The organism is Delftia sp. ZNC0008, assembly GCF_000799035.1.
Classification (GTDB): Bacteria; Pseudomonadota; Gammaproteobacteria; order Burkholderiales; family Burkholderiaceae_C; genus Comamonas; species Comamonas tsuruhatensis.
In genome coordinates this window covers 1-12,330 of sequence record NZ_JTKZ01000082.1, presented here as the reverse complement: position 1 = coordinate 12,330, position 12,330 = coordinate 1, and the positions used below count along the sequence as shown (strand labels likewise).

Genomic DNA, 12,330 nt, shown 5'->3' with positions numbered 1-12,330 from the left:
CTTGCGCGGCCACGTCCGCAGCCAGTGGGATGCCAACGTGAGCCGCACGACGCGGGCCGAGCTGGGCACGGCTTGGCGGATGGCTGTGCCCCTCGCGCAGGCACTGGAGACCACTTGGCAGGAGACCGCACAACTGCGCGTAGCGTGCGCGAGTGCGTGGCAGCCTGGCGACGGTCTGCGCGCGGGCGAGGTGGCGGCCTGGCATGAATCACTGCGCATGCGTGCCACAGTGGCGAGTGACTGGCAGGAGGGCGAGGGCCGGCGCGCAGCCTTTTACACAGCCTGGCATGAGGCCCTGCGCGTGCGTGCTGGCAGCGTCAGTGCTTGGCAGCAAGGTGAGGGGCTGCGGGGCGGCCTGGTCGCGGAGTACCAGGAAGCGCTGCGCCTGCGCGCGGCTGTGGTGGGCACCTGGCAAGAGGCCGTTCCTCGCTCCGAGTGGTTGCGCACGGGCTTCGGCGACGCGGATCGCTGGCGCATCGTTCTGGACACCCACTGGCAAGAGGCCATCCGGCCCGCGCCCGGCGAGAGCCCGGTTGTCGTGCCCCCGGGCACGACGCCGTGCTACGTCCCGAGCTCGCCCGTGCGCCTGCTGTTCCGGGCGCCGGCTGTCAGCGGCCGCCCGACGCGCCTGGTCTTCATCTGCGAAGACCGCAACACCCCAACGCCCGGCATCGTCGTGCCTGCGAGGAGGACCTACATCGTGATCAATTCCGTCGAGATCCGGCGCGCGGACGCCCTGGCAGGCGACCCGCTGCCCAGCGAGAGCTTCCAGATGTCGCTCAACCGGCAGTCGTGGACCTGGACGTTTTCCGCCAGCTTCCACGCCGCTGCGCGCGATGCGCTCATGCCCGGCCCAGGCGGACAGCCCGTCGAACTGGAGGTTCGCGTCAACGGTCAGCCATTTCGCATGCAGGGCGAGCGCATCGGCCGCAGCAAGCGGTTTCCCGAGCACATGGTCACTGTCTCGGGCCGGGGCAAAGCTGCGCTGCTGGATGCGCCGCACGCGCCCGTGCAGACGTTCACGCACACGCTGGACCGCACGGCGCAGCAGCTCATGAGCGAGGTTCTTACTGTCAATGGCGTGGGCTTCGGCTGGGCCGTGGATTTCCAACTCACGGACTGGCTGGTGCCGGGCGGCGTGTGGATGCACCAGGGCACCTATATCAGCGCACTTACAGACATCGCTGGCAGCGTGGGCGGCTACCTGCAGCCGCACGACACGGACCCCGTCTTGCATGCGCTGCCGGCGTGGCCGCTGCCATGGTGGCGGTGGAACGAGCTGGCGCCTGACATCGATCTGCCGGAGGGCATTGCCGAGGTGGACGAGACCGAGGTGATCGACGTGCCTGAATACAACCGCATTTTTGTGGCCGGCGAAGCGGGCGGCGTCATGGGCGACCTGACGCGCACCGGCACGGCCGGCGACGTGCTCAAGCAGCCAATGGCCGTGCATCCTTTGATTACGACCATCGGCGCGGCAAAAGCCCGTGCTATCGCAGAACTGGCCGAGTCGGGCAGACAGCTCAAGCACAAGATGACGCTGCCCGTGCTGGCAGAAACGGGTGTGATCAAGCCAGGCCGCGTGCTGCGCTATTACGACGACGCAGGCACCCGGCGCCTGGGCATCGTGCGCGGCACGTCGATCTCGCAGCAGTTTCCGGTTTTGACGCAGGCGCTGGAGATCGACAGCCATGTCTAACCTCTACCTGCAGCTTCGTGAAATCCTTGCGCCTGGCCGAGTGCAGATCGGCAAGGTGGCGGCCGTCGCCGATGGCGCGGTCACTGTGGAACTGCCCGGCGCGGGCCTGGTGCGTGCGAAGGGCCAGGCCGCCGAGGGGGCCACTGTTTTTGTTTTGGAAGGAGTGATACAGGGACCAGCGCCCGACCTACCTGTTTACATAGACGTGATCTGAAAAAAGACGGGCGACCCGGCCGGGTGCGGTAACACCAGGTCGAGCCCCGAACATGCAGAACGTGCCTGCAAGCCCGGCAAGGCACGCCACCCTCGCGAGAGCGGCGCCAGCATACCGGATTTTCCGTATAGGAAAGGTGCTTGCAATGGAAGAAATACGCTGCGGCTCCTGCCGCCGTAAGCTCGCGGAGGGTGAGTACACCCGCCTGAGCATCAAATGCCCCCGCTGTGGGGCATTCAATCAGCTGAGCGCCTCGAGCGCCCCATCAGAGCTCCTCAGAGGGCCTACAGCTGAGATAAATGACAAACCCCATAGTCCCATGGATCGGCGGCAAGCGCCGCCTCGTCGACCTGCTCCTGAAGCGGTTTCCCCACCATAGCTGCTACGTCGAGCTTTTCGCGGGCGGCGCGGCGGTCTTCTTTGCCCGCCACCCCGCCGACGTTGAAGTCCTCAACGATGTCAACGGCGATCTGGTCAACCTGTACCGAGTCGTCACGCACCATCTTGAGAAATTCGTCAGGCAGTTCAAATGGGCGCTGACGAGCCGGCAGGTTTTCAAGTGGCTGCAGGAGACCAGGCCGGAGACGCTCACAGATGTGCAGCGCGCGGCTCGGTTCTTCTATCTACAGCAACTCTCATTCGGGGGGAAAGTGAGCGGCCAGACGTTCGGCACGGCAACCACGGCTCCGGCGATCAACCTGCTGCGCATCGAAGAAACGCTGTCAGCGGCGCATTTGCGCCTTGCGGGCGGCACATACGTCGAGCAGCTCGATTGGGCGGCGTGCATTGACCGCTACGACCGGCCGCACACACTCTTCTACGCTGATCCGCCCTACTGGGAGACTGAGGGGTACGGCGTGCCGTTTCCTTGGGAACAGTACGAGCTGATGGCGGCCAAGCTCAAAACGATCAAGGGCAAAGCAGTGGTCAGCATCAATGATCACCCCGCGATCCGAGAGTGCTTCAGGGACTTCGACATGGAGGCTCTCAAGCTGGACTACACCGTGGGTGGGGGCGCCAATCGTGTCGAGCGCGGCGAGCTGGTCATCTACAGCTGGGACCGGGAGGCAGAGCCCGCTGGGCTCTTCTAAAACATGCGGTGCGCTGAACTCCCCAGGTAGGGCAGGTCGATGCGCCATTTGGTCTGTGCGGCTTCTGCTGCATCCCGTACAGCATCTTTAGCCGCCTCGGTCAGATCAGCTTCAGTGTTCAATGACAGTTGCCAGTTGCTCTGTGTGACACCAGCAGACTCGACAATTTCAATCTCCTCGTAGATCGTACCGAGCTGCCCCAGCGTACGGTTGTCGTCCTGCAGGAGTGAAATGATCTTGAGCCTCAGCTCGTCTTTCGTCAGTGTTTCAAGCATGGGATGCTCCTTGTGTGAAAGCAACGATGATGCCGTCACGACAAGGCCAACGGCAGTTTTCTAGGCGTGCAATTCTCTTGCACGGTTGGAAACAGCTTCGGTGGTCATTTATCTCAGCTCATGAGGCAAATTTATCGCGGCGCGCTTCATCTTCCAGCCCGCGCACCAGGCGCAGCGTGGTCACCTTGTCGAAGCCCATGGCGCGCGCCAGGGAGCTTTGGTCGGAGCCGGGGGAGGCGTCGATCAGGACCAGGGCGCCGTACTGGGGCGGCGTCAGTCCCAGGGGGCGGCATTGCTCTTCAAAAATGCCGACCGAAATCTGGTGGGCGCGCCGCAGCAAAAAGCCAGGGCGCTGATATAGCGGCAGTGGTGCAGGCGTCATCGTGTCCATATGCGTCTAGTATTCTTGCAGAGATGTCCAGTATTCATTCGATTTCCACCAATTGTGCCCATTCTGGTGCATGATTACCATGCGTTTGCATGCTAACTACAAAAGAGGTCTACATGCGAAATTTTGTTGGCAGACGGCAATTTTTGAAGACAAGCGGATTGGGAGTATTGGGTTTACCCGTAGCAGGCGCCATCGCCAGCACCGAGAGTGTGCCTCTGAAATTGATTGTGCCTTTCACTCCGGGGACTGGAATCGACACGATTGCGCGAACGATCGGGCCTTTGCTGGCCAAGCGCCAGGGCCGGCCCGTGGTGGTGGAGAACAAGCCGGGCGCCTCTGGAAATATCGGCACCGAGGCCGTTGTGCGCTCGCCCGCCAATGGCCAGACGCTTTTGGTGACAGTGAATACCCTGGTGATGAACGCATCGCTGTATCCCAAATTGCCATTCAATCCGCTGACGGACCTCGAGCCTGTAACGTTGACCAGCTGGGGACAGCTGATTTTGGTGACGCCCACGGCCTCCGCCTATCAGACGGCGGCCGATCTGGTGAAGGCCGCCAAGGCCTCGCCGGGCCGCATCAATTACGCATCGCCGGGAGTGGGCACTCCGCACCATATGGCGATGGAGCTTTTCAAGAGCACGGCGGGCGTATCGATCACGCACATCCCTTATCGCGGAACAGGGCCGGCGCTGACGGACCTGCTGGGCGGCCAGGTGGAATGCATGTTCCTGCCCATTCATGTGGCATTGACGCATGTGAAGGCCGGCAAGCTGCGCGCGCTGGGCATTGGCAGCCAGCGGCGCCACCCGCTGCTGCCCGATGTGCCCACGCTCAAGGAGGCCAAGGCGGGCGATGTGAACGTGGATATGTGGTACGGCGTGTTTGCGCCGGCCGGCATGCCGGCGGACCAGGTCGATGCCCTCAATCGCGAGATCCGCGCGATTTTGGCGTCGGAGGAAGTCCGGCATGCCTTCGCGCCCCAGGGCATGGATCCGGCCGGCAGCACGCCGGCCGAGTTCAAGGCCCTGGTGCAAAAGGACGCCCGGCGCTGGGCCGATCTGGTCAAGGCGCGGGGTATTACCGCCGAGTAGGCGGGGCGGGCGCCAACAGCGCCCCTGGAGAAAGCATGGAGAGTCAGCGGATGAAAGTAGCGATCGTGGGGGGCGGCATCGCAGGCCTGTGCCTGGCATTGGCCCTGCATCAAAGAGGCATTGCCTGCGAAGTCTTCGAGGCCGTGCCCGAGGTCCGCGAGATCGGCGCGGGCATTACCCTGCTGCCGCATGCCATGCGCGAACTCAGCGACCTGGGCCTGCAGCCGCAGCTGGAGGCCCTGGCGATCGAGAACCTGGAGAGCGTGTTCTTCAACCGCTACGGCCAGTTCGTCTACCGCGAGCCGCGCGGCCGCCATGCCGGCTATGAGCTGCCCGAGCTGGGCATCCACCGTGGCCGCCTGCACCGCGTTCTCTTCGAGGCCGCCGTGCAGCGCCTGGGCCCGGGTGCCGTGCACACGGGCCACCGCTGCGTGCGTGTGGACCAGTCGGCCCATGGCGCCACCGTGCATTTCGCGCCGGATGCCCAGGGCCATGTGCCGCCGTCGGCCACGGCCGACATCGTCGTGGCCTGCGATGGCGTCAACTCCGCCGTGCGGCGCCAGTTCTATCCGCAGGAGGAGCTGGCCTTCGGCGGCATCAACACCTGGCGCGGCGTCTCGCGCTTCAAGCCCATCCTCACGGGCAAGAGCTATCTGCGCATCGGCTCGGTCGATACCGGCAAGATGGTGATCTATCCCATCGAGGACAACGTCGATGGCCAGGGCATGCAGCGCATCAACTGGGTGGCCGAGATCCGCGACCCGCAGATGCGCATGAACGACTGGAATCGCGCCGGGCGCATGGAGGATGTGCTGGAGATTTTCGGCGGCTGGACCTTCGACTGGCTGGATGTGCCGGCCCTGATCCGCTCGGCCGAGACCATCTTCGAGTACCCCATGGTGGACAAGGACCCCGTGGACCAGTGGAGCTTCGGCCGCGTGACCCTGCTGGGCGATGCCGCCCACCCCATGTATCCGCGCGGCTCCAACGGCTCTGCCCAGGCCATGCGCGATGCGCGGGTGCTGGCCGACCTGCTGGCCGCCGACCCGCAAGGCGACCCGCTGGCGCTGCTGGCCGCCTATGAGGCCAGTCGCCTGCCCGCCACCAGCCAGGTGGTGCTGACCAACCGCTCCACGCCGCCCGACTTCATCATCATGAAGGCCGACGAGCTCAGCGGCGGCCAGCCCTTCGGCCATATCGACGAGCTGATCAGCCAGGACGAGCTGCGCGCCATTGCCCGCCATTACGAGCAGGTGGCGGGCTTTGCGAATCCGCAGTCGCAAGGGTGAAGTGATTGGGCAATGAGCTGGCTTGGCAGGTATTCAGTATTGCATCCCGACTCTTTTGGGGTCCCTGCCGGGCGGTTGTTTTTCGAGGCCGGGTTTCGGCCCGGCGGCCGACCTCCTTTCTTGTCGCGCGACAAGAAAGGAGGCAAAGAAACGCGCCCAAATGCCCGCGTCCCCTTCGCTTCGCTACGGGGCGACCTGCGTCGTGGCGGTCGCGGGGTTCGCCGTGAAACTCACTTCGCGCTGCGCGCTACGTTCAGACAATCACGGCGAGTCAGTTGACGAAGCAGTCCTGTCCTTCGGCAGGACTGCAACCCCGCAACCGCCACGACGCAGGCGCGGGCATATGGGGAGGAGGGGCCGGGGTGCGGGGGCGACAGGGCGCTACGCCCCGTTGCTTTGTCTATTCGGTGCTCTCAATCCAGGCTGATATTCGCCTTCTGGATCAGCAGCTTGTACTGGTCCGCCTTGGTCCTGGCGAATTTCTCCATCTCCGGCACTTCCCAGGTGATGGGCTGGAAGGCGAAGGTGGCGAATTTCTCGCGCACCTGCGGGTCCTGCAGCACAGCGACCACGTCGGCGTGGATCTTGTCGCGCAGGGCGGTGTCCACGCCCTTGGGCGCCAGCAGGGAGACGAAGGAGTTCACGATCAGTTCGGCGGGGCCGCCCGATTCGGCCACGGTGGGCACGTCGGGCATCTGGGCGATGCGCTGGGGCGCGGCCACGGCCAGGTAGCGGATCTTGCCGGATTTGTAGATGCCCTGGCTGGAGGGGAGGCTGGCAAAGCTCCAGGCCGGATCGCCATTGGCCACCGAGGTGTAGAGCTGGCTGACCTCGCGGTAGGGCACATGGGTCATCTTGCTGCCGGTCAGGAAGTCCAGCCATTCGCCGCCCAGGTGGCCGGGGCTGCCCACGCCCCAGGAGCCGTAGCTGACCTTGCCGGGCTCCGACTTGGCCGCCTTGATCAGGTCGCTCATGCTCTTCCAGGGCGAGTTCGTGGGCACGGCGACGAAGAAGGGCGTGAGGAACAGCGGCGCCACGGGGTCGAAGTGCTGCAGCGGATGGAAGTTGCGCTGCTTGTAGAGGTAGGGCAGGGCGGATACATGTTCGCTGTCGAGCTGCAGCAGGGTGTAGCCGTCGGGCTTGGCGCGGCGTGCGGCTTCGATGGCGACAAGGCCGCCGCCGCCTGGGCGGTTGTCCACGGTCACACCCTGCTTCCAGCGCGCGGAAAGCTTTTCTCCCACGATGCGCAGCACGGCGTCAGGGCCGCTGCCCACGGCAAAGGCCGTGATCACGGTGACGGGGCGCGTGGGAAAGCTGGCGGCGCTGCTGGAGCCTGCCTGCGCCCAGGCGCAATGCAGCGGGGCGATGGAGGCCAGCAGCAGGGCGGCGCCTGCGAGGGCCTTGCGGCGGGAGGGGGCGGTGCCGAGGCGGCTGGATGGGGATGCTTTCACAGTCTGTCTCCTGTTGGATCTGCTTTTTTCACTGCTTGCAATGCCCCGGTCCTTCTGGCGAGGACTCGGGGCGGGTTAGGGCTGCCGGCAAAGGTGCGGCGGGGTTCAGGCGAAGTTCAGCCGGCGTCAGGCTGGGCCAGGGGCGCGGCCTGCGCAAAGGCGGGCAGGGCCGCGCAGGCCCTGTCCACTGCGCTGATCAGCGGCCAGCGGTCCAGGTCCACGCCAAAGCGGCGTGCGCTTTCGATCTGGGGCACGAGGTAGACGTCGGCCAGCGTGGGTGCGTGGCCGAAGCAGAAGTCGCCGCGCCGCGTGTCGCGGGCCAGCAGGGCCTCGATGGCGTCGAAGCCGTCGGCAATCCAGGTGGCGCACCAGGCATTGATGGCGGCTTCGTCCGCACCGAACTGGCGGCGCAGGGTCTGCAGGATGCGGCGGTTGTTGATGGGATGCACGTCGCAGCCGACGATGGCGGCCAGCGCGCGCACCTGGGCGCGGTCCTCGGGGTCGGCGGGCAGCAGCGGCGGCTCGGGGTGGCGCTCCTCCAGCCATTCGATGATGGCCGGCGACTGGATCAGCGTGCGGCCATCGTCCAGTGTCAGCACCGGCACCAGGCCCTGTGGGTTGACCTGCTTGAACGGTGCCTGGGCCTGCTCGTCCACGCGCAGGTCCACGGGGAAATAGTCAGGGCGCAGGCCTTTGAGGTTGAGCGCGATGCGCAGGCGGTGCGAGGTGCCGCTGCGGAAAAAGCTGTAGAGCTTCATGGTGGTGGTCTCCCTGGCCTTATTCAGGCTGGCCCACGGTGAGCGCGATCTCGCCCACGCCCTGCACATGGCCGGTGATGCGGTCGCCCGGCAGCACGGCGCCCACGCCTTCGGGCGTGCCTGTGTAGATGAGGTCGCCGGGCTGCAGGTGATAGAACAGCGAGAGGTCGGCAATGATTTCGCGGATGTTCCAGATCAGCTTGTCCACGTCGGACTGCTGCCTGGTCTCGCCATTGACGGCCAGTGCAATGGCGCCGGATTCGATCACCTGGCCCGGCATGGGCACGATCTCGCTGGCCACCGAGGACTGCTCCACATCCTTGCCCAGGTCCCAGGGCCGGCCCTTGTCGCGCGCCACCAGCTGCAGGTCGCGGCGCGTCATGTCCAGGCCGCAGGCGTAGCCGTAGATATGTTCATGCGCCTGGTCCGCCGCAATGCGAAAGCCCGCCTTGCCGATGGCCACCACCAGTTCCATCTCGAAGTGGTAGTTGTTCGTCTCGGGCGGGTAGGCCACGGTGGCACCCGATTCGGTCAGCGTGGACGGCGCCTTGGTGAAGTAGAAGGGCCGCTCCACGCTTTTGTCCACCGGGCGGCCCATCTCGACGGCATGGGCGTGGTAGTTGCGGCCCACGAAGAACAGGCGGTTCACGGGCAGGCGCTGCGTGCTGCCGCGCACGGGCAGGGATTGGACGGGGGGCGGGGTCCAGAGGTATTGGGGGGCGGTCATGGTATTGGCGATGGGGGAGTAAAGAGACATCGGATGATTCAAGGCCGGACTTCGTAGAGGCCCAGCTTTCGGTGCAAAGGCGCCTCGTCGGCCAGGAAGAGGAAGGCGGGCTCGCTGGCGCTGGCATTGGCCAGCGTGGCGGGCGCCCAGCCGGGCACGCAGCAGGTGTCGGCCGGGGCCAGGTCGAAGTGGCGGTCCACGGCGGCCACGCTGGCGCCGCCCTCGATGACATGGAACACGCAGGCCGGCGAGCGCGCGGGCAACTGCAGCGTCTGGCCCGGGCGCAGCATCAGCGCGTAAAAGCCCAGGATGTTTTCGCAGTCGGCCCCGGTCTCGGGGTTGGTGTAGGCCAGCTGCACGCAGTCCAGGTCCGGCCTGTCGGAGGCCAGCTCCAGCAGGGCGGCACGCGCATCCTTCCATGGGTAGCGCAGCATGGGGTAGGCCTTGGCGCTGCGGGCGAACACCTGCGTGGGTGCCAGGCCGCCGCGCGCATACGCCCGGTCGCCACGGCCGGACAGGGCGGGCTGGCGCGGGCCGTCCACGTGGTAGGTGACTTCCAGGTAGTAGGCCAGGGGCAGGTCCAGCACATCGAGCCAGACCACGGGCTCGTCGCCGTCATGGCCATGCTCGTGCCACAGGCCCGTGGGCGTGAGGATCAGGTCGCCGCGCTCCATGGGGCATTTCTCGCCGTCGACCAGGCTCCAGGCGCCCTGGCCTTCCACCACCATGCGCACGGCATTGGGCGTGTGGCGGTGCGAGGGCGCCCACTCGCCGGGCAGCAGCAGCTGCATGCCCAGGTAGATGGAGGAGCTGGCCTGCATCTTCTCCAGCCCATGGCCGGGGTTGGCCAGCACCAGCACGCGGCGCTCGGCCTTTTCGATGGGCGTCAGCTCGCCCGCCTGCATGAGCAGCGGGCGGATGGACTGGTAGGGCCAGGCAATCGGCTGGGTGCGCGGGCGCGGCGTGTGCGGCGGCATCACGTTGCGCAGGCTGGGCCACAGCGGCACCAGGTTGTTGCGCGTGAGTTCGTCGCGATAGTCCTGGGGCAGGTCTTCCAGGCGGCCAAGTTCTTGCATGGCGGTCTCCTTGTGTTCAGTCTTCGGCGAGGCAGGTTTCGGCCTTCCAGCCGTACAGCCATTCCATGGCGTCGTAGAAACGCTGGGGCGTGCGGCCCTTCCAGAGGTCGTTGCGCACCAAGCGCTCCACGCCGCTGGCGTGGAAGATGCGGCCCATCTCGCGCGCGGACAGCACCACGCGCGCCGTGCGGGCGATGCGCGAGCGCTCGTACAGCCGCAGCGCCTGCGGCCAGTCGTTGCCGCAGCGCTTGAGCGCCTCGCCCAGCGTCACCGCGTCTTCCAGCGCCATGCAGGCGCCCTGGGCGATGTACTGCAGGGTGGGGTGGGCCGCGTCGCCCAGCAGCGTGGCGCGGCCAAAGCTCCACTGGCCAATGGGCTCGCGGTCGGCCGTGGCCCAGCGCTTCCAGCTTTTGGGCAGGTCTATGAGCTGGCGCGCGCGCGGGCAGCAGTCGCGGTAGTAGCTTTGCACCTCTTGACGGCTGCCTTCGCGCACGCCCCATTCCTCCTGCTCGCGGCTGTGGAAGGTGACGACCACGTTGTACTGCTCGCCGCCGCGCAGCGGGTAGTGCACCAGGTGGTATTTGGGGCCGACCCAGATGCTGGCCGCGTTCCAGCGCAGGTCCTCGGGGAAGTCGTTCTTCTCCACCACGGCGCGGTACACCACGTGGCCGGAGACACGCGCCGCATCGCCCACGTACTGCTGGCGCACCACGGACTTCACGCCATCGGCGCCGATCAGGGCCTGGCCCACATGGACCTGGCCGTGCTGGTCGCGCACGGTGACGGTGTCACCCTCCTGCTGCACGGCTTCGATGCGGGTGCCCGTCAGCGTCTCGATTTGGCCGTGGGTGCGCGCGCCTTCGAGCAGCGAGGTGTGGATGTCGGCGCGGTGGATCACCGCATACGGGTTGCCGAAGCGGGCGCGAAACGCCTCGCCCGTGGGAATGCGGCCGACCAGCCGCTCATCGAGCGCGTCGTGCATCACCATCTCGTCGGTATAGACCGCGCGGCCACGGGCCAGCTCGCCAATGCCCAGCGCGTCGAAGGCCGCGAATGCGTTGGGCCCCAGTTGTATGCCGGCGCCGATCTCGCCCAGCTGCGGCGCCTGCTCCAGCACCTTGACGGCGAATCCCTGGCGCGCCAGGGCCAGCGCGGCCGCCACGCCGCCAATGCCGCCGCCTGCCACAAGAACGGGCAGCGCCCGGGAAGAAATGCTGGTGCTCATGGATGTCCTGTGCTTCGTGGTGCGTGTCGCTCGCCTGGGGGTCAGATGCGTCGCGACTAATTAAACAGTATGCTGACGATGAGTGTAGTGTTGATTTGCATCAGGCCAGCCTGGGGTTTCCCTGGATGCAGGCCAAACGGTGGTGGACAGCATGTCCGGGTGAATCACCTGTCCGCCAGCCAACGCCAACGGAGGGCGCGGTTCATGCGAACATCTGCGCTTGCCCGCAGGGACCCGGAAAAGAGCGCAATGGCCATGGACTACCAACCCGCAGAACTAGAAAACTACCCCGGCTACCACATCCGCCGCCTGCAGCAGATCGCGGTAGCCGTCTTCATGGAAGAGACCCAGGAATTCGGCGTGACCCCCGTGCAGTACGCGGCGCTGTCTGCCGTGCTGCGCCAGCCCGGCGTGGACCAGCGCACGCTGGCGCGGATGATCGGTTTCGACACCTCCACCATTGGCAGCGTCATCGACCGGCTGGAGGCGCGCGGCCTCATGGTGCGCAACACCAGCCCGGCCGACCGGCGCGTGCGCCTGCTGTCGGTCACCGCGGAAGGCGCTGCGCTGCTGGCCGCTGCCGAGCCCTCGGTGCTGCGGGCCCAGCAGCGCATGCTGGAGCCGCTGCCGCAGGAGCAGCGGGGCCTGTTCATGGAAATGATGGCCGTCCTGGTGCGGCAAAACGACGAGCTGGCGCGTGCGCCCAGCACGCTGGCCGCGCGCCGCGCCGCTGCCGACTGAGGCGACCTCGACCCATGGACTGGGACCATCTGAGATTCTTTGGCGAGCTGGCACGCAGCGGCAGCATGGCCGCCGCCGCGCGCCAACTGGGCGTGGAGCACACCACGGTGTCGCGCCGCATCCAGGCCCTGGAAAAGCAGCTGGGGGCCGTGCTCTTCGAGCGCGAAGCGGGCCAATGGCGGCCCACGGAGGCCGGCCGACAGTTGCTGGGCGTGGCAGACGCCATGCAGCGCGCCGCCGCCGGGCTGGAGCGCATGCCGCTGGCGGCCGAATCCGCCAGCCAGGGCCCGTCCGGCCTG

The 12,330-nt window shown here is 66.5% G+C and carries 15 protein-coding genes; 8 read left to right on the top strand and 7 right to left on the bottom strand.

Features of this window, described 5'->3' with window-relative positions; genetic code table 11:
* The 4 genes from L995_RS33665 to L995_RS02950 form a co-directional block, all read left to right on the top strand.
* Positions 1-1,699 (top strand): hypothetical protein (locus L995_RS33665; protein WP_052195745.1); only part of this gene is annotated, 1,699 nt, incomplete at its 5' end.
* Positions 1,692-1,913: a hypothetical protein gene (locus L995_RS02955; protein WP_047468998.1), complete on the top strand. Its 222-nt coding sequence runs from the start codon at positions 1,692-1,694 to the stop codon at positions 1,911-1,913. The genes L995_RS33665 and L995_RS02955, both read left to right, overlap by 8 nt.
* A 52-nt stretch (positions 1,914-1,965) precedes the next feature.
* On the top strand, positions 1,966-2,292 hold the full coding sequence (locus tag L995_RS31685) for a Com family DNA-binding transcriptional regulator (RefSeq protein ID WP_331428941.1): 327 nt from the start codon (positions 1,966-1,968) through the stop codon (positions 2,290-2,292).
* On the top strand, positions 2,213-3,004 hold the full coding sequence (locus L995_RS02950; protein ID WP_047468995.1) for a DNA adenine methylase: 792 nt from the start codon (positions 2,213-2,215) through the stop codon (positions 3,002-3,004). Before L995_RS31685 ends, L995_RS02950 begins: the two co-directional genes overlap by 80 nt.
* Here the strand turns inward: L995_RS02950 and L995_RS02945 are convergent.
* Positions 3,001-3,279, bottom strand: a complete 279-nt coding sequence (locus L995_RS02945; RefSeq protein ID WP_047468992.1) for a hypothetical protein — start codon at positions 3,277-3,279, stop codon at positions 3,001-3,003. The genes L995_RS02950 and L995_RS02945 overlap by 4 nt on opposite strands.
* A 118-nt stretch (positions 3,280-3,397) precedes the next feature.
* The gene (locus tag L995_RS02940) at positions 3,398-3,670 is read right to left on the bottom strand and encodes a MarR family winged helix-turn-helix transcriptional regulator (protein ID WP_231574342.1); all 273 of its coding nucleotides are present in this window, start codon (positions 3,668-3,670) and stop codon (positions 3,398-3,400) included.
* 113 nt (positions 3,671-3,783) lie between these two features.
* Between L995_RS02940 and L995_RS02935 the strand changes: the two genes are divergently transcribed.
* Entirely contained in the window at positions 3,784-4,764 is a 981-nt protein-coding gene (locus L995_RS02935) for a tripartite tricarboxylate transporter substrate binding protein (protein WP_016446007.1), read from the top strand.
* A 50-nt stretch (positions 4,765-4,814) separates the two neighbouring features.
* Positions 4,815-6,053, top strand: coding sequence for a flavin-dependent oxidoreductase (locus tag L995_RS02930; RefSeq protein ID WP_016453472.1), 1,239 nt, complete (start codon positions 4,815-4,817; stop codon positions 6,051-6,053).
* 413 nt (positions 6,054-6,466) lie between these two features.
* Here L995_RS02930 and L995_RS02925 read toward each other — a convergent pair whose 3' ends face one another.
* The 5 genes from L995_RS02925 to L995_RS02905 all read right to left on the bottom strand — a co-directional run bounded on the left by L995_RS02925 (position 6,467) and on the right by L995_RS02905 (position 11,290).
* Positions 6,467-7,504 (bottom strand): Bug family tripartite tricarboxylate transporter substrate binding protein, encoded by a 1,038-nt coding sequence (locus L995_RS02925; RefSeq protein ID WP_047468988.1) that lies wholly within the window; start codon positions 7,502-7,504, stop codon positions 6,467-6,469.
* A gap of 116 nt (positions 7,505-7,620) precedes the next feature.
* The gene (maiA, locus tag L995_RS02920) at positions 7,621-8,262 is read right to left on the bottom strand and encodes a maleylacetoacetate isomerase (RefSeq protein WP_047468985.1); all 642 of its coding nucleotides are present in this window, start codon (positions 8,260-8,262) and stop codon (positions 7,621-7,623) included.
* Positions 8,263-8,281: 19 nt separating this feature from the next.
* Positions 8,282-8,989: a fumarylacetoacetate hydrolase family protein gene (locus tag L995_RS02915; protein WP_034393430.1), complete on the bottom strand. Its 708-nt coding sequence runs from the start codon at positions 8,987-8,989 to the stop codon at positions 8,282-8,284.
* A gap of 38 nt (positions 8,990-9,027) precedes the next feature.
* Entirely contained in the window at positions 9,028-10,065 is a 1,038-nt protein-coding gene (locus tag L995_RS02910; RefSeq protein ID WP_047468979.1) for a cupin domain-containing protein, read from the bottom strand.
* 16 nt (positions 10,066-10,081) lie between these two features.
* Positions 10,082-11,290 carry a 3-hydroxybenzoate 6-monooxygenase gene (locus L995_RS02905; protein ID WP_047468977.1) on the bottom strand — a complete coding sequence of 403 codons (1,209 nt, stop codon included), beginning with the start codon at positions 11,288-11,290 and terminating at the stop codon, positions 10,082-10,084.
* A 204-nt stretch (positions 11,291-11,494) separates the two neighbouring features.
* Between L995_RS02905 and L995_RS02900 the strand changes: the two genes are divergently transcribed.
* Together L995_RS02900 and L995_RS02895 are read left to right on the top strand one after the other, a co-directional pair.
* Positions 11,495-12,031, top strand: a complete 537-nt coding sequence (locus L995_RS02900; protein WP_034367535.1) for a MarR family winged helix-turn-helix transcriptional regulator — start codon at positions 11,495-11,497, stop codon at positions 12,029-12,031.
* A 14-nt stretch (positions 12,032-12,045) separates the two neighbouring features.
* The coding region (locus L995_RS02895) for a LysR family transcriptional regulator (protein WP_047468970.1) at positions 12,046-12,330 on the top strand (285 nt) is incomplete at its 3' end.

Coding starts and splice junctions, on each gene's coding strand:
- maiA (WP_047468985.1), bottom strand. CDS start 8,262: ATGAAGCTCTACAGCTTTTTCCGCAGCGGCACCTCGCACCGCCTGCGC.
- L995_RS02935 (WP_016446007.1), top strand. CDS start 3,784: ATGCGAAATTTTGTTGGCAGACGGCAATTTTTGAAGACAAGCGGATTG.
- L995_RS02955 (WP_047468998.1), top strand. CDS start 1,692: ATGTCTAACCTCTACCTGCAGCTTCGTGAAATCCTTGCGCCTGGCCGA.
- L995_RS02945 (WP_047468992.1), bottom strand. CDS start 3,279: ATGCTTGAAACACTGACGAAAGACGAGCTGAGGCTCAAGATCATTTCA.
- L995_RS31685 (WP_331428941.1), top strand. CDS start 1,966: ATGCAGAACGTGCCTGCAAGCCCGGCAAGGCACGCCACCCTCGCGAGA.
- L995_RS02905 (WP_047468977.1), bottom strand. CDS start 11,290: ATGAGCACCAGCATTTCTTCCCGGGCGCTGCCCGTTCTTGTGGCAGGC.
- L995_RS02950 (WP_047468995.1), top strand. CDS start 2,213: ATGACAAACCCCATAGTCCCATGGATCGGCGGCAAGCGCCGCCTCGTC.
- L995_RS02900 (WP_034367535.1), top strand. CDS start 11,495: ATGCGAACATCTGCGCTTGCCCGCAGGGACCCGGAAAAGAGCGCAATG.
- L995_RS02930 (WP_016453472.1), top strand. CDS start 4,815: ATGAAAGTAGCGATCGTGGGGGGCGGCATCGCAGGCCTGTGCCTGGCA.
- L995_RS02940 (WP_231574342.1), bottom strand. CDS start 3,670: ATGGACACGATGACGCCTGCACCACTGCCGCTATATCAGCGCCCTGGC.
- L995_RS02915 (WP_034393430.1), bottom strand. CDS start 8,989: ATGACCGCCCCCCAATACCTCTGGACCCCGCCCCCCGTCCAATCCCTG.
- L995_RS02910 (WP_047468979.1), bottom strand. CDS start 10,065: ATGCAAGAACTTGGCCGCCTGGAAGACCTGCCCCAGGACTATCGCGAC.